General features: G+C 54.2%; 25 protein-coding genes and 1 pseudogene. 15 read left to right on the top strand and 11 right to left on the bottom strand.

Annotated features, from left to right (window positions below):
- Nucleotides 1-70: 70 nt before the first annotated feature.
- From GQ39_RS24775 to GQ39_RS24790, 4 genes are read left to right on the top strand one after another with little or no spacing between them, the layout of a single operon-like run.
- Nucleotides 71-1327: a TolC family protein gene (locus GQ39_RS24775; RefSeq protein ID WP_047535374.1), complete on the top strand. Its 1257-nt coding sequence runs from the start codon at nucleotides 71-73 to the stop codon at nucleotides 1325-1327.
- Nucleotides 1324-2808, top strand: coding sequence for an efflux RND transporter periplasmic adaptor subunit (locus tag GQ39_RS24780; RefSeq protein WP_047535377.1), 1485 nt, complete (start codon nucleotides 1324-1326; stop codon nucleotides 2806-2808). Before GQ39_RS24775 ends, GQ39_RS24780 begins: the two co-directional genes overlap by 4 nt.
- Nucleotides 2805-5963: an efflux RND transporter permease subunit gene (locus tag GQ39_RS24785; protein ID WP_047535381.1), complete on the top strand. Its 3159-nt coding sequence runs from the start codon at nucleotides 2805-2807 to the stop codon at nucleotides 5961-5963. Before GQ39_RS24780 ends, GQ39_RS24785 begins: the two co-directional genes overlap by 4 nt.
- Nucleotides 5960-6322, top strand: coding sequence for a copper-binding protein (locus tag GQ39_RS24790; protein ID WP_047535383.1), 363 nt, complete (start codon nucleotides 5960-5962; stop codon nucleotides 6320-6322). Before GQ39_RS24785 ends, GQ39_RS24790 begins: the two co-directional genes overlap by 4 nt.
- Before the next feature lie 261 nt (nucleotides 6323-6583).
- On the opposite strand, the gene GQ39_RS24795 is transcribed toward GQ39_RS24790, so the two are convergent.
- From GQ39_RS24795 to GQ39_RS24815, 6 genes are all read right to left on the bottom strand, one after another.
- Nucleotides 6584-7246 carry a methyltransferase family protein gene (locus GQ39_RS24795; protein ID WP_047535386.1) on the bottom strand — a complete coding sequence of 221 codons (663 nt, stop codon included), beginning with the start codon at nucleotides 7244-7246 and terminating at the stop codon, nucleotides 6584-6586.
- Between the two features lie 162 nt (nucleotides 7247-7408).
- On the bottom strand, nucleotides 7409-7684 hold the full coding sequence (locus tag GQ39_RS24800; RefSeq protein ID WP_047535389.1) for a hypothetical protein: 276 nt from the start codon (nucleotides 7682-7684) through the stop codon (nucleotides 7409-7411).
- Nucleotides 7677-7967 carry a hypothetical protein gene (locus GQ39_RS24805; RefSeq protein WP_046056980.1) on the bottom strand — a complete coding sequence of 97 codons (291 nt, stop codon included), beginning with the start codon at nucleotides 7965-7967 and terminating at the stop codon, nucleotides 7677-7679. The genes GQ39_RS24800 and GQ39_RS24805 overlap by 8 nt, the downstream gene beginning before the upstream one ends.
- A gap of 67 nt (nucleotides 7968-8034) precedes the next feature.
- The gene (locus GQ39_RS24810) at nucleotides 8035-8478 is read right to left on the bottom strand and encodes a DUF411 domain-containing protein (RefSeq protein ID WP_047539161.1); all 444 of its coding nucleotides are present in this window, start codon (nucleotides 8476-8478) and stop codon (nucleotides 8035-8037) included.
- A gap of 119 nt (nucleotides 8479-8597) precedes the next feature.
- Entirely contained in the window at nucleotides 8598-8954 is a 357-nt protein-coding gene (locus GQ39_RS32895) for a hypothetical protein (protein WP_158249375.1), read from the bottom strand.
- Nucleotides 8955-9035: 81 nt separating this feature from the next.
- A complete protein-coding gene (locus GQ39_RS24815) occupies nucleotides 9036-9239 on the bottom strand; it encodes a co-regulatory protein PtrA N-terminal domain-containing protein (RefSeq protein WP_047535392.1) in 204 nt (67 codons plus the stop codon).
- Between the two features lie 184 nt (nucleotides 9240-9423).
- On the opposite strand from GQ39_RS24815, the pseudogene GQ39_RS32655 reads away from it, so the two are divergent.
- Nucleotides 9424-9504 (top strand): annotated as a pseudogene (locus tag GQ39_RS32655) (DNA-binding response regulator); the annotation flags it as partial.
- Nucleotides 9505-9511: 7 nt separating this feature from the next.
- On the opposite strand, the gene copD reads toward GQ39_RS32655, so the two are convergent.
- From copD to GQ39_RS24835, 4 genes are all read right to left on the bottom strand, one after another.
- On the bottom strand, nucleotides 9512-10450 hold the full coding sequence (gene copD, locus GQ39_RS24820) for a copper homeostasis membrane protein CopD (RefSeq protein WP_047535395.1): 939 nt from the start codon (nucleotides 10448-10450) through the stop codon (nucleotides 9512-9514).
- Nucleotides 10451-10453: 3 nt separating this feature from the next.
- Complete coding sequence (gene copC / locus GQ39_RS24825; protein WP_019821291.1) at nucleotides 10454-10837, bottom strand: copper homeostasis periplasmic binding protein CopC; 384 nt, start codon at nucleotides 10835-10837, stop codon at nucleotides 10454-10456.
- Nucleotides 10838-11206: 369 nt separating this feature from the next.
- Nucleotides 11207-12595 (bottom strand): heavy metal sensor histidine kinase, encoded by a 1389-nt coding sequence (locus GQ39_RS24830; RefSeq protein WP_047535400.1) that lies wholly within the window; start codon nucleotides 12593-12595, stop codon nucleotides 11207-11209.
- Nucleotides 12592-13281, bottom strand: a complete 690-nt coding sequence (locus GQ39_RS24835; protein WP_020795035.1) for a heavy metal response regulator transcription factor — start codon at nucleotides 13279-13281, stop codon at nucleotides 12592-12594. The genes GQ39_RS24830 and GQ39_RS24835 overlap by 4 nt, the downstream gene beginning before the upstream one ends.
- A gap of 205 nt (nucleotides 13282-13486) precedes the next feature.
- Here GQ39_RS24835 and GQ39_RS24840 point away from each other — a divergent pair, with 205 nt between their 5' ends.
- From GQ39_RS24840 to GQ39_RS24860, 5 genes are all read left to right on the top strand, one after another.
- On the top strand, nucleotides 13487-13840 hold the full coding sequence (locus GQ39_RS24840; protein WP_046056976.1) for a co-regulatory protein PtrA N-terminal domain-containing protein: 354 nt from the start codon (nucleotides 13487-13489) through the stop codon (nucleotides 13838-13840).
- Between the two features lie 164 nt (nucleotides 13841-14004).
- Nucleotides 14005-14541: a cupredoxin domain-containing protein gene (locus tag GQ39_RS24845; protein WP_047539163.1), complete on the top strand. Its 537-nt coding sequence runs from the start codon at nucleotides 14005-14007 to the stop codon at nucleotides 14539-14541.
- Between the two features lie 93 nt (nucleotides 14542-14634).
- Entirely contained in the window at nucleotides 14635-14892 is a 258-nt protein-coding gene (locus GQ39_RS31855; protein WP_081997968.1) for a DUF2933 domain-containing protein, read from the top strand.
- A gap of 2 nt (nucleotides 14893-14894) precedes the next feature.
- Nucleotides 14895-17252, top strand: coding sequence for a heavy metal translocating P-type ATPase (locus tag GQ39_RS24855; RefSeq protein WP_081997969.1), 2358 nt, complete (start codon nucleotides 14895-14897; stop codon nucleotides 17250-17252).
- A 111-nt stretch (nucleotides 17253-17363) separates the two neighbouring features.
- On the top strand, nucleotides 17364-17564 hold the full coding sequence (locus GQ39_RS24860) for a heavy-metal-associated domain-containing protein (RefSeq protein ID WP_046056972.1): 201 nt from the start codon (nucleotides 17364-17366) through the stop codon (nucleotides 17562-17564).
- A gap of 116 nt (nucleotides 17565-17680) precedes the next feature.
- On the opposite strand, the gene flgB is transcribed toward GQ39_RS24860, so the two are convergent.
- Nucleotides 17681-18094 carry a flagellar basal body rod protein FlgB gene (gene flgB, locus GQ39_RS31860; protein ID WP_081998022.1) on the bottom strand — a complete coding sequence of 138 codons (414 nt, stop codon included), beginning with the start codon at nucleotides 18092-18094 and terminating at the stop codon, nucleotides 17681-17683.
- 354 nt (nucleotides 18095-18448) lie between these two features.
- On the opposite strand from flgB, the gene GQ39_RS24870 reads away from it, so the two are divergent.
- From GQ39_RS24870 to GQ39_RS24885, 5 genes are all read left to right on the top strand, one after another.
- Nucleotides 18449-18655 carry a co-regulatory protein PtrA N-terminal domain-containing protein gene (locus GQ39_RS24870; protein WP_047535413.1) on the top strand — a complete coding sequence of 69 codons (207 nt, stop codon included), beginning with the start codon at nucleotides 18449-18451 and terminating at the stop codon, nucleotides 18653-18655.
- Between the two features lie 215 nt (nucleotides 18656-18870).
- A complete protein-coding gene (locus tag GQ39_RS24875) occupies nucleotides 18871-20808 on the top strand; it encodes a copper resistance system multicopper oxidase (protein WP_047535416.1) in 1938 nt (645 codons plus the stop codon).
- 12 nt (nucleotides 20809-20820) lie between these two features.
- A complete protein-coding gene (locus GQ39_RS32660) occupies nucleotides 20821-21069 on the top strand; it encodes a hypothetical protein (protein ID WP_177329337.1) in 249 nt (82 codons plus the stop codon).
- On the top strand, nucleotides 21041-21988 hold the full coding sequence (locus GQ39_RS24880; protein ID WP_047539167.1) for a copper resistance protein B: 948 nt from the start codon (nucleotides 21041-21043) through the stop codon (nucleotides 21986-21988). The genes GQ39_RS32660 and GQ39_RS24880 overlap by 29 nt, the downstream gene beginning before the upstream one ends.
- 164 nt (nucleotides 21989-22152) lie before the next feature.
- Nucleotides 22153-22620 carry a DUF411 domain-containing protein gene (locus tag GQ39_RS24885; protein ID WP_047535419.1) on the top strand — a complete coding sequence of 156 codons (468 nt, stop codon included), beginning with the start codon at nucleotides 22153-22155 and terminating at the stop codon, nucleotides 22618-22620.
- The last annotated feature ends 269 nt before the right edge of the window (nucleotides 22621-22889 follow it).

The following is a 22889-nucleotide window of genomic DNA, read 5'->3' on the forward strand; positions in this document are numbered from 1 at the left end:
CCTTCGCGGGATGGTATTTCTGCGTGCATGTCTAAGAGGCGCGCAGTGGAACATCACAGGAATCGTGAGCATGAACTCCCTACGCTATTGCACAGGCTGGCCCGTCGTGGCCGCCTTGGCGGCAAGCGTGTTGGCATTGCCGAGCGTCGCCGCCCCGCTGACACTCGATGAAGCCTTACGGCTGGCCGAAAACAACGCCCCGTCACTAACCGCCCAAGCCGCCAAACTGCAAGCCGCCAGTAGTGCTGCCATTCCGGCCGGCGAACTACCCGATCCAAAGCTACTGCTTGGCGTACAAAACTTTCCCATCGGCGGCCCCGACCGCTGGAGACTCGAGCAGGACTTCATGACCATGCAGATGGTTGGGGTCATGCAAGAAGTGCCCAGCCGAGACAAACGCAAAGCACGCATTGAGGTCGCCGAAGCAGCGGTCGATCGAGCTGCGGCTGAAGGCCGTGTGGAGAGACTGAATGTCCGTCAGGCCACCGCATTGGCCTGGATCAGCAGCTATTCCGTCGAGCGTAAAGAGGCGCTGTTCCAGGACTTTTATAAAGAAAATCGTCTGTTGACCGATACCGTCCGGGCGCAGATCGCTGGCGGCCGTGCTCAGCCTGCCGATGCTGTCACACCGAAACAGGAGGCGGCTCAGTTGGCGGAACAACAGGACGACCTGGTCCGTCTGCGGGCACAAGCCCGAGCCGCTCTCAAACGCTGGATTGGTCCCGCGGCCAACGACCAACCAACCGGCAGTTTGCCGCAATGGCCCATCGATACTTCGGGTTACTCCCATAAGCTGCAACATCATCCCGCGCTGGCGGCGTTCGCCCCGATGACTCGCGAAGCGCAGGCCAAGATAAGTGAAGCGGAAGCGGAAAAACAGTCCGACTGGAGCTGGGAGCTTGATTACCAGCGCCGCGGACGGGAATTTGGCGACATGGTCAGCGTGCAATTCACCTTCGACCTGCCACTGTTCCCCGGCTCCCGACAAAATCCGAAGATCGCCGCCAAGCACGCCGAACTGAACCAATTGGAGGCTGAGCGTGAAGCCCAGACACGCGAGCATACCGAGCAACTGGAGGCGGATCTGGCCGACTATCAGCGCCTGAACCGCGCCGTACAACGCAGCCAGGACAGTCTGGTGCCCCTGGCCAAGGAAAAGGTCGGGCTGAGCATGGCCAGCTACCGCGCCGGTAAAGGCGACCTGGCGCCTGTCATCGCTGCCCGACGTGAACTCATCGAGGCCCGCCTCAAACAAATTGACTTCGAAGAACAGCGGGCACTGACCAGTGCCCGCCTGTATTTCACTTACGGAGAAACCAGCCAATGAGCACTCGAATCTGGAAAGGGGCTTTGCTGGCAGGCTTCTCGGTGGCCGTAGGCCTTGGCGGTGGTTACTGGTTCGCTCAGCAGCGAATGATCGCAATGCCTGGTGCACTCGCCGAACAGAGTCCCAAAACGCAAGACGAACGCAAAGTACTGTATTGGTACGACCCGATGCAGCCGCAACAGAAATTCGATAAGCCGGGCAAATCACCCTTCATGGATATGGAGTTGGTGCCCCGATACGCTGATTCCGCGGCGGACAATGCGGCCATGAGTATCGACCCAAGCCTGACCCAGAATCTCGGTTTGCGTCTGGCCACCGTCACCCGTGGAGTCCTGGCCTCCAGCCTGGACGTGGTCGGCGTGCTGGCGTTCAACGAGCGGGATGTCGCCGTGATCCAGGCGCGTACCGCGGGTTTTGTGGAGCGGGTCTATGCCCATGCTCCAGGCGATGTGCTCAAAGCCAATGCGCCATTGGCCGATATCCTGGTACCGGAATGGGCTGCTGCTCAGGAAGAATTCCTTGCACTGAAGCGTAACGGTGATGCTGACTTGTTGGCTGCAGCACGCCAACGGCTGCGCCTCACGGGGATGCCGGCGGCGCTGATTACCCAAGTAGAACGCAGCGCTAAGGTCCAGCCGAACCTGACCCTCACCAGCCCCATTGGCGGCGTGCTACAGGAACTGAATGTGCGTGCGGGTATGACCGTGGCAGCCGGTGAGACTCTGGCCCGAGTCAATGGTTTGAGTAGCGTCTGGCTGGCCGTGGCCGTTCCAGAGTCGGAGACTGGATCGATCGTCGTCGGTCAAACGGTAGAAGCACGTCTGCCAGCCTTCCCGGGGACCGTGCTCAATGGCACGGTCAGCGCCATTCTGCCGGAAACGAATGTGGACAGCCGCACCGTTCGCGTGCGGGTCGAACTGCCCAACCCTGACGGGCGCCTCAGACCCGGTTTGACGGCGCAGGTGCGCCTGAATCGTTCGACTGAGCAAAGCGTGTTGTGGGTACCGAGCGAGGCGCTCATTCGCACCGGCCGACGCGTCCTGGTGATGCTCGTCGAAGACGCGGGCCGCTACCGACCGGTAGAGGTGCAACCCGGGCAGGAAAACGAAGGCAAAACAGTGGTGTTGAAAGGTCTGGAGGAAGGCCAGCAAGTGGTCTCCTCTGGACAGTTCCTGCTCGACTCCGAGGCCAGCCTCAAGGGCATCGTCGCGAGAACGATGGAAATGCCGCCACCTGCTGCCGCGACACGCGCCCTGCATGAGGCGGACGGGCAGATCGTCGAGATCAATAGCAAAGACGTGACCCTCGCCCATGGTCCGTTCAAGACGCTGGGCATGCCGGGCATGACCATGACCTTCCCATTGACTGACCCTGCTCTGATGCAAGGACTCAAGGCTGGCGACAAGGTTCGTGCATCAGTCAGTCAAACCGACGATGGTTTGCGCGTTGAACGCCTGGAAAAATCGGGGAGTCAGCCATGATTGCTGCCCTGATTCGCTGGTCAGTGGCCAACCGATTCCTGGTGCTGCTGGCCACGCTGTTCGTTACGGCATGGGGAGTGTGGTCGGTTCAGAGCACGCCCATCGATGCACTGCCGGACCTCTCCGATGTTCAGGTGATCATCCGCACCCCTTATCCGGGACAAGCGCCGCAGATCGTTGAGAACCAGGTGACCTATCCGTTAGCCACCACCATGCTCTCGGTGCCGGGAGCCAAAACCGTGCGCGGTTATTCCTTTTTCGGCGACAGCTTCGTTTACGTGCTGTTTGAAAACGGTACCGACTTGTATTGGGCTCGCTCGCGGGTGCTGGAATACCTGAGTCAGATACAAAGTCGGTTGCCTGCCAGCGCCAAGCCGGCGTTGGGACCGGATGCAACTGGAGTGGGCTGGATCTATCAGTACGCCCTGGTGGATCGCACCGGTGGACACGATCTGGCGCAGCTGCGCGCACTTCAGGACTGGTTTCTCAAATTCGAACTCAAGACTTTGCCGAGCGTTGCGGAAGTGGCCACCGTCGGCGGCATGGTCAAGCAATACCAGGTGCAGCTCGATCCGCTCAAACTGGCCAGCCTGGGTATCACTCAGGCGCAGGTCACCGAAGCTATCGGCAAGGCCAATCAGGAAACCGGTGGTGCTGTGCTGGAGCTGGCGGAGACCGAGTTCATCGTGCGTGCTTCCGGATACTTGAAGACGCTCAATGACTTTCGGGCGATCCCGCTCAAGCTGGGTTCGGGTGGTGTGCCGGTGACCCTTGGCGATGTCGCCACGATTCAGTTGGGACCGGAAATGCGGCGTGGCATTACTGAACTCGACGGCGAAGGCGAGACTGTCGGTGGCGTGGTGATTTTGCGCAGCGGCAAGAACGCTCGCGAAACCATTGCGGCGGTCAAAACCAAACTCGACGAACTGAAAAGCAGTCTGCCGGCCGGGGTAGAAATCGTCACCACCTACGACCGCAGCAAGCTGATCGACCGCGCCGTGGAAAACCTCAGTCACAAACTGATCGAAGAGTTCATCGTCGTCGCTTTAGTGTGCGGGATTTTTCTCTGGCACCTGCGCTCATCCCTGGTGGCCATTATCTCGCTGCCGGTGGGAGTGTTGATTGCCTTCATCGTCATGCGCTACCAGGGAATCAACGCCAACATCATGTCCTTGGGTGGGATTGCCATCGCCATCGGCGCCATGGTCGATGCCGCCGTGGTGATGATCGAGAACGCTCATAAGAAGGTCGAGGCCTGGCACGCGGCCCACCCGGGGGAAGAGCTGAAGGGTGAACATCACTGGCATGTGATGACCGAAGCGGCGGCCGAGGTGGGGCCGGCGCTGTTCTTCTGCCTGTTGATCATCACCCTGTCGTTCATTCCAGTGTTCACCCTGGAAGCGCAAGAGGGCCGCCTGTTTGGCCCCCTCGCCTTCACCAAGACCTATGCCATGGCGGCGGCGGCCGGACTGTCGGTAACTCTGGTGCCGGTGCTGATGGGCTACTGGATTCGTGGACGGATCCCCAAAGAGGAACAAAACCCGCTGAACCGCTGGTTGATCAGGCTCTATCAGCCGGCCCTGGACGCGGTGCTGCGCCGGCCCAAAGTCACCATGCTGGTCGCACTGTTGGTCTTTCTCAGCGCGGTATGGCCGATCTCTCGCTTGGGTGGCGAGTTCCTCCCTGCGCTGGACGAGGGCGATCTGCTCTATATGCCTTCGGCTCTGCCGGGGTTGTCAGCGCAGAAAGCGGCGCAGTTGCTGCAACAGACCGATCGCCTGATCAAGACGGTGCCCGAAGTCGAACACGTCTTCGGTAAGGCGGGCCGCGCCGAAACCGCCACCGACCCGGCACCGCTGGAGATGTTCGAGACTACCATTCAATTCAAGCCGCGTGAGCAGTGGCGCCCCGGAATGACTCAGGAAAAACTGGTGGAGGAACTGGATCGAGTGGTCCGCGTGCCTGGGCTGACCAATATCTGGATACCACCGATCCGCAACCGCATCGACATGCTGGCCACCGGGATCAAGAGCCCGATAGGGGTAAAAATTGCCGGCAACAACCTGACGGAGATCGATACGGCCACCCAGGCAGTCGAGCGCGTGGCCAAGGATGTGCCCGGTGTCAGTTCGGCCCTGGCCGAGCGCCTGACTGGCGGCCGTTACATCGATGTGGATATCGATCGCAAGGCCGCGGCCCGCTACGGGCTGAATATCGCCGATGTGCAGTCGATCGTGGCCGGCGCTATCGGTGGTGAAAACGTCGGAGAGACCATTGAAGGGCTCGCTCGCTTCCCGATCAACGTGCGTTATCCCCGTGAGTGGCGTGACTCGCTCGGCGCCCTGGAGCAGCTGCCGATCTACACCCCTTTGGGGAGCCAGATCACCCTCGGCACTGTGGCGAAGGTCAAGGTCAGCGACGGCCCGCCAATGCTCAAGAGCGAGAACGCCCGGCCTTCTGGCTGGGTGTATATCGACGTGCGTGGCCGGGATATTGCCTCGGTGGTCGCCGACCTGCGCCGGGTCGTCAGTGAGCAGGTGAAGTTGCAGCCAGGCATGAGCCTGAGCTACTCGGGGCAGTTCGAATTTCTCGAGCGAGCCAATGCACGGCTCAAGCTGGTGGTGCCGGCCACGCTGCTGATCATTTTCGTCCTGCTCTACCTGACGTTCGCCCGCTTCGACGAGGCCTTGTTGATCATGGCCACTCTGCCGTTCGCACTGACAGGTGGAGCATGGTTTCTGTATCTGTTGGGATTCAACCTGTCGGTGGCCACCGGTGTCGGCTTTATCGCGTTGGCGGGGGTTTCTGCCGAGTTTGGCGTAATCATGCTGCTCTACCTGAAGAATGCCTGGGCCGAACGTGAAGACGCCGGTGACAGCACTGAGCGCGGGCTGATCGCCGCTATTCGCGAAGGTGCGGTGCAACGGGTCCGACCCAAAGCCATGACCGTGGCCGTCATCATTGCGGGTCTGTTACCCATCCTTTTGGGCAGCGGCACCGGTAGCGAAGTGATGAGTCGCATCGCCGCACCCATGGTCGGCGGCATGGTCACCGCGCCCTTACTGTCTCTGTTCGTCATTCCGGCAGCCTACCGCTTGATGCGTCGCCGGCACCTCCCCGTTGTACCCACCACCACTCAAGGAAAAGTCGTATGAAACTGACCCTGATCGCCGTTGCAAGCACCGTTGTCGCACTGTCTCTTTCTGCTCAGGCAGAAGACATGCCGGGTATGAAAATGGACTCTATGCCCATGAAGGGCATGCAGATGGCGCAGGAGACCCAGCAGGCTCCAGTGGCCAAAGCCGAGGGCACGATCAAGGCTGTCGACACCACGAAACATACAGTGACTATCGCCCATGGCGCCGTTCCGGCTGTGCAGTGGCCCGCCATGACCATGGCATTCACCGCAACAAGCAAACAACTGGCAGGCCTGAAGGCTGGGGATCAAGTAGCGTTTGAGTTTCGTGCCGAGGGCATGTCGGCCACCATCGTGTCGATCAAGCCCCTGAAGTAACAACGGCATGGATGGCTGGTTCGACCTTCACAAGCTGATACCGGACCAGCCATCCACCATTGATAGGCGCACAGATCAGCGAACGGCTTGCAGCCCTACGGGGTAATGAAGAATTGATTGCTCCACCATCCTCCTGTTTGGCTCCTTTGGTTTGGAGGATGGTTTCAGGCACCTGAGTTAGGCGCCTTTTTTCGGTCAACAAGTATTCTTGTGACCCGTTTGCGGTGACGTGTTCGTCACGCAGGCTCAGAGGACACTAGGCTATTGCTGATAAGTAAAGAGCAGTGAATGGATGAACTCCCGCCAATTTCGCAAGCGTGGGAACAACATGGGCACCCGCTGCCGATAGGTCTGATACTCCTCGCCAAAACGTTCGGTCAAGGCCGACTCCTCCCGCTTCGCTAGACGGACATAAGCCAAGACGATCAGGGGAAACAACAATAACGTGATCACCGTCGGCCAGTGAATGACCTGACCGAAGACCGCTAGCATGATCCCGGTGTACTGCGGGTGGCGGACCACACCGTAGACACCCTGTGTCGCCAGCTTCCCCTCCAGACTTGTGCGGTAAACCTGAACCCAGCCCCGGATCAATAGCACTAGGCCGATCACGATAAACACGCCGCCCAACATCATTTCCAGCATGGCCCCGGTAGCACCGTAGTCCAGCATCGTTGCCCAGAGATGGCCCGAGAATCCGGTCAGCGGGAGATCGATTCCCAGAAAACCAGTCAGCAGATAAATAGTCAGTGGGAAACCATACATCTCGGCGTATAACGCGATGATGAACGCTTGCACTAAACCTGCGCCCATCCAGTCGCGCCAACTACGTGGAGCGACAAAACGGTAGAGGACCCAGGAGGCGATGAGCACCATGACCAGCACCCACCCCCAGTGCCCATAGTGCATGGAAAAGTCATTCATGATTAGGCTCCATCTCGATCAACAGCGGATCGGAACTCAGCGCCGACACTTGGAAGAAACATCGGAGCATCTGAGTAGCGATACCGCTTGAGTGCGATACCACTACTCAGACTTGGTTTCTCTCTGTCTAAGAGGGCTCAAGACCTGCGACTAAAGAAGCTGTTATTGCACTTTAGTGCTGCCTTGGGCAGGCTCACTGCCCATGTGCTTATTCATGCTTTCCATCATCGTATTGCAGTTCTTCATCATGGCTGACATCTCCTGCATCATGTCCATCATCGGCATTTTACCGCCCTCCATCATCGGCATATCCTTTCCTTTCATCATGTCAGAGCTGTCCTTAGTAGTACTCTGAGGCTGTTCAGCAAAGCTCGTGGAAATAACTCCAAGAGTTAGGATCGCGGCGAGTACGGCTGTGTAGGCAATAGAGTTACGCATGATAATTCTCCTGATCAACGACCTGGGTTTTCGACAGGCTCTGGGTAAGCAATGGCTGATCCGAAGCCTTCTGCTCGCATGCAGTTTTACCGCCCATGCTTTTCATGCAGAGCCCGATCATTAGCACGCAGGGCAGAATAGAAAGCAGAATAGGTACCGTGACTGATGCAAACAGAGTGTTCAGGTTAAAAAGCAAGGTGAACGCAATTGCAGCGGTGAGCCCTGCGAGCAGTGGGTGACGTTGCAACATACCTCTTGCGTATGGCGCTATATTCTTGGTCATGGTTAATCCTCAAAATTTTCAGTATTTATTTACATACCTCAGCCACAAAACTAACGCTCTGACGTTTCTACTGGGTCATGTAGAGCCAGCTTTTATCTCCGTCAAAGGCGTAAATTTCGAACGGCTTCTGCTGGGTGCCGTCCATGCCTGGCGATCCAGGTGGCATCCCGGCCAAGGTGATACCGCGAATTGCAGGGTGCTCTGCCAGTAATTTATTGACGGCTGTTAGCGGGACGTGGCCGCTAACAACGTAACCATCAATGGCAACGGCATGGCAGCCTGCCAAAGAGTAGGGAAGACCAGCGGCCTTGTTGATCTGCTGAAGCTGTGCAGAATCCGCGACAATCGACACCTTGAACCCACCTTCACGCAAATAGTCCGCATATTTATCGCAGCACGTACAACTTGGGTTTTTATAGAGAATGGCTTCTTCAGCAGCGTTAACGATAGGCATCGCAAGGGCAGTGAGTGCGAGTAACATCCCACCCAAAAAAGTGGATGATTTATTCACGGTAACCACCTAATCCTTTTCCGTTGACGACAAAAATATTAGTTAGTAGCCCCGAGCGACGGTCTTCATGTTCTTTTGACGGAGCTGCTGAAGAACAAGCGAGCTAGCCCTCGGCGTGATTAGGACAGGCTGGAATGTTTAGGAGGAAAAGGATCTGGAGCAACGGGCATGCGACCGAGTAAAGTTGTATAGCAGTCGTATGGAGATGACTTTAAGGCGTGCCAGATTGAAACAAGAAACGTCACTGCTCCCGTTGAGGGAATGGAACAACTTATCGAGCAAGTGACTTGGTTCGACATGTCAGGGCAGATATTCACTCTGCTGGATTCAGCAAGCATAGTCTGCGCTGCCGGGCAGTTAAGAGGAGCAGTTGACGACTCGGGTTTAAACATCAACGCTTGACCATGTGCTGCCGCTACGACAAACAGCAGCACCATGAGCAGCTTGATCAAGGTTTTATCCAGATTTTGAGCCATCACAGTGTATAGCTCCCTCAGTTTTTAAGAGTACGCCTGACCCGAGGCCAGCTCAGAAGCGCTCCAATACCACACAGCGGTTCATGCCTGATTTAAGCCTTTATGAACCATCATCCCCTTTAGATTAGGCGCTAGCTGCGTTTTCACAGCTTGCTGCACCATGCTTTTGCCCTGATTCTGATGAGCGGCAAAACGTGCAAGAACGCGGTCTCCACCGCCTTCAGCCCACACCATGGACGACAGAAGGACCGAACCGATCACAATCGCAGTCTTTATGAGCTTCATGAGACAGTCTTCTCAAACGGCTAAATGTTCAACGACAACCTAGAATAGGGTTTGCTTCTGGCTGTCGACATGAGCCCTAACACGGTGCTCATGATTTCACCCTAGATGACCTCCCTGATAAAAAGCTGAAGCGAAAATTACAATTCTGTAAGCGTCTGATGAGTTACCTCAACCACCCGAACTGGTGTTTACCGGTACCAACGCCCTTCAGCACGCCTTTAGCGAAGCTTATGACCTGCTGATATTGGACGTTACGATGCCCGGGCCAACCTCTATTCGGCGCTCATTTCCATTTCCGGACTTAAAGTGCCTAACCATGCGACAAGACAAATTATGATGACTGCCATTAAAAACTCGAGTGTCATGCTGCGACGCAAGGCATTTACCGCGGCAGAGTACTCTCCATTTCGAACTGACCGCTCCAATACCGGACTTAGGTGAAAGCGGTTCAGCGTGGCTAACACGATCATCCCGGCAAAGAGCAGGATCTTCAAAAACAGCAGCTGGCCATAAGTACTGAGCATCACTTCATCGAGGTTTGGGCCAACGATAAACAGGTAATTTACTACGCCCGTGACGCTTATGATCGCAACAATCACTCCGCCGGCCGACTCAAAGCCAGTCAGCACCCGTGCAAGAATTCGAGCTTCTTGTTCGCCCTTTAGCGATTTCAACCGCAGCAGTAGAGCGAATGCCAATAGAGCACCCAACCAGCCACCGGCGGCTAATAGGTGGAAAATGTCGGCGATGAAATGCCAGTAGCGTCGACTGCCTTCATCCATGGCACCGTGCCCTGTCCATGCCAACGTCGCCAACGCAATCGCTCCGCATACAGTGACGATCCAGAGACTGGGTGTCGGAAATCGCTTATTCAACGCGACGCCAATAATTGCCATCACCAAGGCCGCTATTCGGACCATCCAGGTCAACCCGACGTCGGTCCCCATAAGGACCATTTCAAAAATATGTTGCTGTAGCTCCATAAGCTCGGACACACCGCTCATTGCTTTCGCAAGCAACAACATCGCGGCAAGGGACAGAGCTACACCTGCAACGGAAGTACCGTAAAGAAGCGACTCAAAATTCAAGACCGTGCCCGATACTCTTTCTTTTCCCCTGAGGCTGTACAAGCCGAAAATTGCCAATCCGAATAACAGCATCAGGTCGAAATAAAGAGCAAAGCGAACCACAATATTTATTGAGTCGCTCATCAATCATTTCACTTTGAATGAGAAGTTGCCGGTGATCGGATGAGTGTCCGAGGAGACAGCACGCCATTCGACTTTGTAGGTACCGGTGGTCAAAGGTGCTGCCGGTGTAATCACCATCGTTTTCGGATCACCGCCACCAGCGACGGCAGCCTTAACACCCATTGGGGAGTTCGGCATGCCAGGCATATCGGTCATGATCAGTTTTGCACCGGAAAACTGAGTGGTGAGATTCTCAGAAAAGTGCAGTTCAATTTTCGAAGGGGCCGCTGCATTCGAGCCTTCTGCCGGAGTGGACGAAAGGAGCTTTGGATGTGCTTGAGCAACTGCACTCAGAAGCAAACCAGCGGTAAGTGCAACAGCTACGGTCGTAGTTTTAAGGAATGACATGCAAGACTCCTCACAGCAAGAGCTGTTGATTCGAGGTTTGTTTGGGAATATCTAGTTTTTACTTTTCGATTCTTGTTAAAACCACTGATGATTAGCTAGTAGCCTCCGTGTTCTAGGGCAGGTTGAACACGAGAAACTCACTAGGCTCCAACGTCACAGCGCAAGAACACGATGCCACACGAACGCAAACTGTTCGATTACATTTCAGTCAGCTTGACGCGGTGTTTGGCCTCAAATTGGCGGGCGTAGCGAGACTTAAAGACGAGACCGCGTGCCCGCGACACTAAGGTTTTCACTCATTCAAAAATAACGAGAGTGGACGCTGGGCGCAGGCTGAGAGATCGCCGTTGATCGCAAATGCGCCGTTGTTCAGCTGACCTTCAAGTCAACACTAGGAAACTCTAGATGAAAGGCCGTTTTCCCGTCACATGACGTACACCAGATCTTGCCATCATGCGCTTCAATAATTGATCGGGTTATCGACAGACCTAGCCCTGCGTTGCTTGGACTTCCTTCTCTGCGCGCTGGGTCCACGCGATAAAAACGATCAAAAAGCTTTTCAAGGTGTTCGGGGGCAATGGGTTCTCCGTGGTTCTCCACGACGACCAATACCGACATCTCCTTCTGGAGGATTTCGACACTGATCGTCTTCCCTTCAGAGGTGTAGCGAAGCGCGTTAGAGAGCAGGTTAGAAATGGCTCTGTGGAGCATAAGGACATCGCCTCGGACGCTGCCCCTTCCTGAAACCTTGAGTTCAATCCCTCGCTCATCAGCCAAAAGGCGGTAGTACTCAAGCAGTTTTTCCACGACTTCCACCAGGTCTATTGGTTTGTTCTCGTGTGTGATCAGACCGTTGTCAGATTTCGCTAGAAAAAGCATGTCATCAATCATCCGACTCATACGCTTCAAGTCATCAAGATTGGAGTACAGGTTGTCTTCGTAGTCCTCAATATTCCTTTTTCTTGAAAGCACCACTTCGGTGTGGGTCATCAAGTTGCTCACCGGGGTCCGAAGTTCGTGGGCAATGTCTGCGGAAAAGTTCGATAACCTGACAAATGCATCGTCGAGCCTGGACAACATTGCGTTAAACGACAGCACCATTTGCTGAAGTTCTTTCGGAACGGGTGCTAAGGGGATGCGCTCTTTGAGTGATTTTGCTGACATTGAGGCAGCGACCCGCGTGACCTGGCGAATGGGCCGCATGCCACTGCTTGCTACCATCCAGCCGAGTGCAGCACTGACCAATGCGCTGATCACCAACCCTATCCAAAACCATCGTTCAAGCGTCTCGAAAAAGGACATATGCTGAGTAACGTCAAAGATCAACATGACGGTCAACGGCTTGTCTTGCCCCGTCACAACGGCTTGTGCCGTCACTCCACGGAACATCTGCCCTTGCTCCCGCCACTCCCAGACGTTGTTGTTTGTGGTTGTGCGGAACTCCTTCGGAATATCTACCGGACCGGGATCAGCAAACAGCAGCTTGCCGTCACCACCGATTATTAGGGCAGTCAAATCACGGTGAGCACCCAGCAGCGCCTCCAGCTCAGGCTTAACATCACTGAATTGATCAATGCTGTTCAACCCCGTCAGAATTCTTTGAGTCGAATGGAGCTTTTCGTTCAATGCCTGCTGATCCAGCATCTTGAAATGATGCCGGCTGAGGTTATTGAAACTGAGTCCGGCTACCGTGAGCACCGCCGTTACCGCGAGCATGAACATCAGACTCATGCGAGTCGTCAGGGACATTCGGTTCATTCCGACTCCGAATCAGGTGCGTCGAGCATGTAACCCATACCCCGCGAGGTGTGAATCAGCTTGACCTCAAAATCATCATCGATTTTTGCTCTCAGTCTCCTTACCGCGACCTCAATAACATTGGTATCGCTGTCGAAGTTCATGTCCCAAACCTGGGAGGCGATAAGTGATTTTGGCAGCACCTCCCCTCGACGACGTAGTAACAGCTCAAGCAGCGCAAACTCTTTGGCCGTAAGGTCTATGCGCTTACCTCCACGAATGGCTCGGCGCTTGAGCAGGTCCACCTCCAGATCAGCCAATTTCATATAGGTTTGCGAGGGAGCGCCGTTACCCCGACGCAGCAACGTTCTGACGCGAGCCAACAGTTCAGAAAATGCGAAGGGTTTAATCAGGTAATCGTCTGCCCCGAGTTCAAGTCCTTTCACTCGATCTTCAACGCGGTCTCGCGCCGTGAGGAAGAGCACGGGAACATCTTTCCCAGATGCACGAACCTTCTGAAGTACTTCCCAGCCATCCAGCCCAGGCATCATGACGTCGAGAATCAGCAGGTCATAGGCCTCGCTCAAAGCGTGCTGAAGCGCCACTTTGCCATTGGTAAAGCGATCCACATTGAACCCCGCCTCCGTGAGTCCTTGCTCCAAATAGATACCTATTTTGGGTTCGTCTTCAGCAACCAGAAGTCTCATGAGGGTGGCTCTCGGATAATGATGAAGCGCAGTCTGCAACGAAACACGCCAGCCAACCAGCAACTGACAGAAAAGTAATATTGGCTTCAGGTAAATGTCAGCGAGCGCTGTCTAGGGTTCAAGCATGAGTACTTCCTGGTGCTCGACCGACTCTTCAGCACGAAACGTTTGGGAGCCGGAAAACAATTCCATAAGGAGTTGCCCCATGAATCGCCTGAAAATGCTGTTTTTTGTGAGCTCAATACTCGTCTCAGCTTCTGTATGGGCTGAAAGTGGCGGAGACCGCGTGATAGAGCGTATGGAAGGCCTGCGCGACAAGGCTGAAGCAGTACTGGTTCAAGCTGAAAAAGCCCCTGAAGGACAGCGACATGTCCACATGACCGAGCATATGAAGATGCTCGGCGACATCATGAGCCAACTCCATAAAGATCATCCAGACGCCTCAATGTCACCCCAACAGCACCTGGCCTGGATGGAAAAGCACGACAAAATTGCCGACGACGTTTTGAGCCAAATGCAACGTGAGCACAAATTGATGCTTTCAGAGAATCATCAGTGAGAACCGGCTTCCAAAGGGCTTTTTGAACAGTACCGTTGACTACGGCGTCTTTGGACGCCGTGTTTTTTTTGAAAACTGACAGATATGTAGTGTTCAGGTCAGTTAACTGGCAGCTCCGTGTCTTTAGCATAGCCAGTGTTCCCACTCTTACTCTCGAGGTCACTATGAAAGCTAAGCTCGTTACCCCAGTCATCGCAGCAATCACTCTACTCTTCGGTGCTACGGCTATGGCCAGCGCAGGGCATGGGAAAGAGGACATCGGCCAGCCTGGAGTCGCCTCTGAGGTTACCCGTACGGTGGAGGTCGAGATGGGCGATATTTTCTTCAAACCTGAAAGCATCGACGTAAAGCCTGGTGAAACTATTCGATTTGTCCTTCGCAATGAGGGTTCGCTGCTGCACGAGTTCAACATCGGCAAAGCCGCTGCTCATGCAGCACACCAAAAAGAAATGGCAAGCATGTTCCAGAACGGGACACTTAACCCCACCGGTACCGGGAAAACGATGAGCGGTATGAGCCACAGCATGGGTGGAATGAAGATGGTCGGAATGGAGCACAACGACCCGAACAGCGTCCTGATTGAGCCTGGCACAACCCAAGAGCTGATCTGGACCTTCAACAACAGCACAGACCTTCAGTTTGCCTGCAACGTGCCGGGGCATTATCAGTCAGGGATGGTTGGTCCGTTTGACCTGAAGTAAGCCGAAGCTGGCTGCTAACACCGCTTCGACGCACGAGTTGGCTACGCTCTGTCGCAGAGATCACAGCAACGCTTACACAGTGGGGTCTAGATCATGAATAACCATCAGCATCCGGATGGAAACACCACCGCACCATTTTGGAGGCGCAAAACAGGCGTTGTACTGATCATGCTCATTGCGATTGGTGCCTTCTACGTGTTGCGGGAGCATTTCAGCCACGTTTATCCATTTTGGCCTTATCTGATTCTGTTGATCTGTCCATTGATGCATTTTTTTGGACATGGACATGGACATGGCGGACATAACCATGGCGATCAGGCAGCAACCCATAAGGACGAAAAAGGGAAATAGCCATGCCTACCATATCGAGCCACCACGACCACAGTCACGCCCCTGCTGCTCCGCTCAATGACGATGATCTACGTGACCCGGTGTGCGGAATGGCAGTCACTTCACCAAGTAAATTTGGTGAGTCTTATCAGGGACAGACGTATCAATTTTGTAGCCTGAAATGCCAGGAGAAGTTTCGAGCTGATCCTGAACGCTACAGCGGTAATGTTTCGAGCGCCGAATCCCGCGTCACCACTCCAGTGCCTGCGGTACAAACAGGCACTGAGTTTACCTGTCCGATGCACCCGGAAATACGTCAACCCGGACCCGGCAACTGCCCTAAATGTGGCATGACATTAGAGCCGGTCATGCCCGCGCTCGATGAAGAAGAAAATCCTGAACTCCGGGATTTCGCCCGCCGCTTTTGGTGGTCGCTGCCATTAACCGTGATAGTGACCGTACTCGCCATGGCGGGACACTCGTTACAACTCCTCCATGGCTCGATCCAAAACTGGATCGAGTTCGCTCTGGCGACACCGGTGACCTTATGGGCAGGTTGGCCCTTTTTTGTAAGGGGCATAGCCTCTATAAGAAATCGCAGTCCAAACATGTGGACTTTGATTGGTTTGGGTACCGCCGCAGCCTACCTTTACAGCGTCATGGCAACGCTCTTTCCCCAAAGCTTTCCCGCTACCTTCATGCAAGATGGACGTATCGGCGTCTACTTCGAAGCCGCCGCGGTCATCATCTCGCTCACCTTGCTTGGGCAGATTCTTGAGCTCAAAGCCCGATCGCAAACCTCCGCCGCCATTAAGTCCCTTCTCGGTTTATCGCCCAAGACCGCACGCCGGATCAATGCCGATGGACAGGAGGAAGACATTCCTCTCACCCATGTTCACCTTGGAGACCATCTGCGGGTCAGGCCAGGTGAAAAGGTGCCCGTTGATGGCTCAGTACTGGAGGGTGAAAGTGCGGTGGATGAGTCCATGCTCACTGGCGAGCCAGTGCCGGTAATGAAGAGCGCTGGTGATAGCCTGATCGGCGCCACTCTGAATACACATGGGAGCTTGGTAATGGAGGCGCAAAAGGTCGGCGCCGAGACCATGCTGTCACAGATCGTACAGATGGTCGCTCGGGCTCAGCGCTCCAAAGCACCAATGCAACGAATGGCCGACTCGATTGCCGGCTACTTTGTGATGGGTGTTATCGCGATTGCAATACTGACATTTGTCGGTTGGGGGCTTTTTGGCCCTGAGCCCAGTTGGGTGTTTGGTCTGATCAACGCTGTCGCCGTGCTGATCATCGCTTGCCCCTGTGCGTTGGGTCTTGCTACGCCCATGTCGATCATGGTTTCGACGGGTAAAGCAGCCAGCATGGGTGTGCTGTTCAGGGATGCCAGTGCCATCGAAAACCTTTGCAGGATCGACACGCTGATTGTCGATAAAACAGGCACCCTGACAGAAGGAAGGCCAGTGTTTCACAGTGTGGAGGCCACACCCAGTTTCAATCCCCCCGATGTTCTTCAGCTGGCTGCCAGCCTTGATCAGGGCAGCGAACATCCCTTGGCTCATGCAATCGTCGATCATGCCCGAACCAAGAACATTAAGCTCACCAAGCCAGAATCCTTTGAGTCTGGTTCAGGTATCGGGGTCAGTGGCATCGTTGATGGCAAGAAGATCCAGCTGGGGAACACCGCGTTGATGGAAGCCGCAGGCGTGAACACCAAGCCCCTACAAAAGCGTGCAGAGTTGTTGCGCCTTGAAGGCATCAGCATCATCTATCTCGCAGTTGACGGGGCATTGGCAGGGTTACTGGCGGTCTCAGACCCGATAAAACCGACCTCCAAAGAAGCAGTCACCAAGCTCAAGGCTGATGACATCAAAATCATCATGGCTACTGGCGACGGGCTCACCACCGCCCGGGCTGTCGCCAGGGAGATGGGGATTGAAGAAGTCCACGGTGAAGTGAAACCTCAGGACAAGGAACGTCTGGTCGCAGACCTCCAGCAATACGGCCGGAAGGTCGCCATGGCTGGTGACGGTATCAACGATGCTCCGGCCCTGGCGCGAGCAGATGTGGGCATTGCCATGGGGACAGGGACTGACGTTGCGATGAATAGCGCGCAACTCACGCTGGTAAAAGGCGACCTGATGGGGATTTTACGAGCACGGGCTCTTTCGGTCGCAACAGTAAAAAACATGCGGCAAAACTTGGGTTTCGCCTTTCTTTACAACTCGATGGGTATTCCTCTTGCCGCAGGCTTGCTCTATCCACTGACAGGACATCTCCTGTCGCCCATGATCGCTGCCATAGCCATGAGCGTCAGTTCTGCATCTGTAGTTTTCAATGCATTGAGACTTAGGAATACCCGAATTGACTGAGCTTCAATGACGCTCACAACCCGAAACAGATAACTGTTGACCTTGCCATCGTGTCAACGTTGATGCTGTCGGTGCGGTGAAAAGAGACCGCTCAGCACGAGAGGAATAACCATGTTCGTCTTAGATGTATCAGGCATTGGTTGCGGCAGTTGCGTCAGCAAAATCACCAAAGCGATTCAGTCACTGGACAACGAAGCTACGGTTTCCGTGGATCGGTCAGCCGGTAAGGTGAGTGTTGAAAGCAGCGAAAGCCCAGAGCAGATTCGTAAAACTGTCGAGGCGTTAGGTTTTCCTTCTCAGATCAACGCTTGAATGCTGACACTTCCCATGGTCAGAGCCCCGTATGCAGGGGGCTCCCCTTGGTGAACCCTCAGGAGTACCGAAGCAGCCGCGTCGGCCACAATTACCGCTCGCAAGCCCTTGCGCTACTAATCACCTCGCAGAGCTTTGAGCAAACCTTTGAACGCTCCATTCAACCGAGTAAAAGCGGCGTCGAAACGTATTCCATTTTCTGCGTACTTTGCGACTTCGACCTGCTGATCGACAGTATTTTGATCAATGGCAGGTTGAGCCGGTGTGCTGTAAAGCAAAGCACCTTCGTAAATATCACCTGCTGATTCTTTTTCGGTAATGTGTTTTACATTTGTTGTTTTCAAAGAAAACGGAGTAGCAGGTGTTGCTTTTGTCTGGCTTGCAAGCACAGTAGAAAAATCTAAGTCTCGGGCCTTGAAGTTCGGTGTATCAGCGTTTGCGATATTGTTACTCAGAATCTCAGCTCTTTGGCTACGATAAATTAACGCTCTTTCTGCGGAGCCAAGCGCTTTCTCAAAACTAATACTCACAATCAATCACCCTCAGTAGCGCTACTATTTTTCAAGAACATCGAACACACATATGCAGTACCAGTGCAGAAACTAAAAAACGTTTCACCTTTGGAGTTAACAGAAACTTACAAAGTTATGCATCTCAAACAGAGACTCAGTCAATAGCGGTGTGACGTTGGAAGATCGAGACCTTACGGATTAACTAGCGTACTCCTCAAGAGAAATATCGCAACCTGACACAACTGTAATATTCACCTAAGGTTCCTGACAGGGGATGAGTCTTATAGTCCTATTGAGCCATAAGCTCTCCCCTAAGAATCATCACTTGATGTGGATTCGGGGGATTACCAATACTCATCAGAGGAAATTCAAATGAACCCCATCAAAACTTTGTTCGTCATCGCAGCCCTGACCGTCTCTTCTTTGGCAATGGCTGAAGGCGGTGGTGACCGGTCGTTCGCACGTATGGAAGCGGCTAGGAGTAATTCAATGGAATCGTATCAAGTAGCCCAAAAGCAAAGCACCCAACCTCCCATCGCAGAAAGCCAAGCCAAAGCGATGGACCACAAGAATTGCTGAATAGCTTGCTGCGCTCCCAAGCTGACAGAAATGTAATCACTGTGGTGGTTCAAATGTGGCAATTTCTGAGCTCGCTTGCCGTAAGAACTCGTTTTTAGTGACGGCGAGCGAGCTCATTCGGGCTCATATCCCCCCGAAAGAGTGCCTTCACCTATTTGTGCAACTCATTGGTTGTTTCGCACGGCTTCCCTTTTGACTGATCGGACATAAACGGCATGCATTCCAAAACCTCTAGGCGGACATTCGTTAAAGGCCTGGCCGCTGGTGGCATTCTCGGCGGCCTTGGTCTGTGGCGCACTCCTGTATGGGCAGTGACCAGCCCTGGCCTGCCGAGCGTTCTCACCGGTAACGAATTTGATCTGTTTATTGGTGAAACCCCTGTAAACATAACTGGCTCGCCGCGCACAGCCTTGACCATCAATGGTTCGTTGCCCGGACCTTTGCTGCGCTGGCGCGAAGGCGAGACGGTCACACTGCGTGTGAAAAATCGCCTAGACCAAGACACCTCCATTCATTGGCACGGGATCATTCTGCCCGCCAACATGGATGGTGTACCGGGTTTGAGTTTCCATGGCATTGCGCCCGATGGCATGTACGAGTACAAATTCAAGGTGCATCAGAACGGTACGTATTGGTACCACAGCCACTCTGGTTTGCAGGAGCAGGCAGGCGTTTACGGTCCAATCGTCATCGACTCGAAAGAGCCTGAACCTTTTCAATACAACCGCGACTATGTAGTGATGTTGACTGACTGGACCGATGAAGATCCTAGTCGCGTCATGGCCAAGCTCAAGAAGCAATCGGACTACTACAACCACCACAAACGTACCGTGGGCGACTTTATCGACGACGTCAGCAAGCAAGGTTGGTCTGCTGCCGTGGCCGATCGGAAGATGTGGGCTGAAATGAAAATGAACCCCACTGATCTCGCAGACGTCAGTGGGGATACTTACACCTATCTCATGAATGGCCAGGCGCCGAACGGTAACTGGACCGGTATTTTCAAGCCGGGCGAGAAGCTGCGCCTGCGCTTTATCAACGGCTCAGCTATGAGCTATTTCGACGTCCGCATCCCTGGTTTGAAAATGACCGTTGTGGCGGCTGACGGCCAACATGTCAAACCAGTCAGCGTCGATGAATTCCGCATCGCCGTGGCAGAAACGTATGACGTGATCGTAGAACCTTCCAGCGAAGAGGCTTACACAATCTTCGCCCAGTCCATGGATAGAACCGGTTATGCACGTGGGACCTTGGCAGTTCGAGAAGGATTAAAGGCACAGGTACCTGCGATCGATCCACGGCCGCTTTTGACCATGGATGACATGGGTATGGGCGGTATGGCGGGCATGGACCATGGCAGCATGGCTGGCATGGACCACAGCAAGATGGCCGGAATGGACCAAAGTGACATGACCGGGATGACCGGGATGACCGGCATGGACAGCGGTGACATGACTAACATGGCCGATATGGACCACAGCAAGATGGCGGGAATGGACAAAGATGACATGTCCAATATGGCCGGCATGGACCACAGCAAGATGGCAGGGATGGACAAAGGCGACATGTCCAACATGGCCGGCATGGACCACAGCAAGATGGCAGGGATGGGCAGTATGGGTGGCGAAATGCAGACTCACCCAGCGTCCGAAACCAACAACCCCTTGGTTGACATGCAAGCTATGAACCCAACGCCAAAGCTAAACGATCCGGGCATCGGTTTGCGGAACAATGGTCGTCGAGTGCTAACCTACTCAGATCTGAAAAGCACTTTCCAAGACCCTGACGGTCGCGAACCCAATCGCACCATTGAGCTTCATCTGACCGGTCACATGGAGAAATTTTCGTGGTCCTTCAACGGAATCAAATTTTCTGACGCCGAGCCGCTTCGTCTGAAGTATGGGGAGCGTCTTCGCATCACCCTGGTGAACGACACCATGATGACTCATCCCATCCACCTTCACGGCATGTGGAGCGACCTTGAGGATGAGAACGGCAAGTTCATGGTGCGCAAGCACACAATCGACATGCCACCAGGTACCAAGCGCAGCTATCGAGTCACCGCTGATGCCTTAGGTCGCTGGGCATATCACTGCCACCTGCTTTTCCATATGGAAATGGGCATGTTCCGTGAAGTACGGGTTGATGAGTAAAGGAGACGATCTGTGAGCACATACCTAAATCGTAAATCGCTGGTCGGTTGCCTCTTTGCCGTCAGCTTGATGGGTGGACTCTCGTCCGTGGCGCTGGCAGTCGAAGATAGTAGTGAGCATTCACCTGCTACTCCTGCGAAAGCAACGAGCAAACCTGCAACTGCGACAAACGAGTCAAAGCCCGATCACGGGTCAATGGACCACAGCAAGATGAGCCATGAATCGATGGATCATGACCAAAAAACCAAAAAGGCAGATTGAGATCATGACCAGTAAGTTTTTACGCCCAACGTTGATGGCACTGGCAGTCTCTACCAGTCCTGCTTTCTTTGTCATGGCTCACGCCGCTGAAGAGATGGATCACTCCAAGATGGACCATAGCAAGATGGGGGCTATGGATCACAGCAAGATGAGTATGGATGACGGGCAAATGGACGGAATGGAAAGTATGGATGGAGGGGCGACTACCAGTCGAACCCCAGTTCCCGTACTTACCGATGCTGACCGTGCAGCCGCCTTTCCAGATGTTGCTGGTCATGGTGTCCACGATAAAAAACTCAACTCCTTCATGCTGCTGGATAAGTTTGAGTACCAGGATGCTGACAACGGTAGTGCATTGGCCTGGGATGCAAAAGGATGGATCGGCGGTGACGTTGACCGACTGTGGTTGCGCTCGGAAGGCGAACGTACCAATGGCGTAACGGAAAACGCTGAACTCTCAGCACTTTGGGGGCACTCCATCGGTCCATGGTGGGATGTCGTCACCGGCGTACGACAAGACTTCAAGCCCGGGTCACCACAAACTTGGGGAGCGCTCGGTATTCAGGGCATGGCCCTCTATAACTTTGAAGCCGAAGCGACTGCCTACATCGGTGAGAACGGTCAAACCGCTGCTCGATTGGAAGGCGACTACGACATTCTGCTGACCAATCGCCTGATCTTGCAGCCGACGGCCGAAGCCAATTTTTACGGAAAAAATGATCCTCAGCGCGGCATTGGCTCCGGACTGGCCAACACCGAGGTGGGTTTGCGGTTGCGCTATGAAATAGTCCGTCAATTCGCCCCCTATCTCGGTGTTTCCTGGAATCGTTCCTACGGAAAAACAGCAGACCTGGCCAGCGATGAAGGGGGAAAAACTAACGAGGCGAAATTCGTAGCCGGTATTCGGATGTGGTTCTGAGAGACTTGAGTAACGCCACACCGAATTTTGAATAACCGAGAAGTCGCTTTCTCCACTCTAGGGTAAGCGCTTCGATTGAACCGAAGCAGCGGGATTGAACGCTCGAGTGAGGGATTGGCTTCTCCGAGGGTATCCCGACACAGCCAAGGCAAGAGGAAAAATTTATGACAGATAACTTCCGACTCTCAAGTCACTTTCTGCGTATCGCAACGTTCGCAGCGCTATTCATCGGTTCCACCGCTCAAGCAGCACAGGCACTGACAATCGATGTTCATCGAGATGCAAACTGCGGATGCTGCAAGAAATGGATTCAGCACCTTGAAGCCAATGGCTTCACCGTCATTGATCATGTAGAAACCAACATGAGCGCGGTCAAGCAGAATCTCGGTGTTGCTCCACGACTCTCGTCCTGCCACACAGCAATGATCAATGGAAAGTTTGTTGAAGGTCACGTGCCCGCCGAGCAAATCATTGCGATGAGCAAACGTGACGACCTTCTCGGGATCGCCGTTCCTGGCATGCCGGCTGGATCTCCAGGCATGGAAGTCAACGGAGAACATGATGCTTACCAGGTAATCGGCTTGTCCAAAGCAGGCACAGACCAGGTCATTGCTGAATACCCCGGAAACTAATCTGGCCCCTCAATCCTTCCCCTGCATGGTTAGCGTCATAGCCGTGCAGCGGGACACATACTGTCCATTCCGCGCTCAGCAACACGCCAAGACAATGAGCTACTGTTGGTCGCCTCTCCTGCTGTTCCCCTCAGACCCACTCTATAACACCCTCAACTAAACGATGCACACGCAGTCGAAGTGAACATCGACGATGACTCTGCACCGTCAGTCTCAGTTATGAATGGAAATTGCCTGTCAACGGATCAAAAGATCCTAGATAGCAGGTT

Origin of the sequence: Pseudomonas sp. 11/12A (assembly GCF_000800055.1) — a bacterium.
Lineage (GTDB): Bacteria > Pseudomonadota > Gammaproteobacteria > Pseudomonadales > Pseudomonadaceae > Aquipseudomonas > Aquipseudomonas mohnii.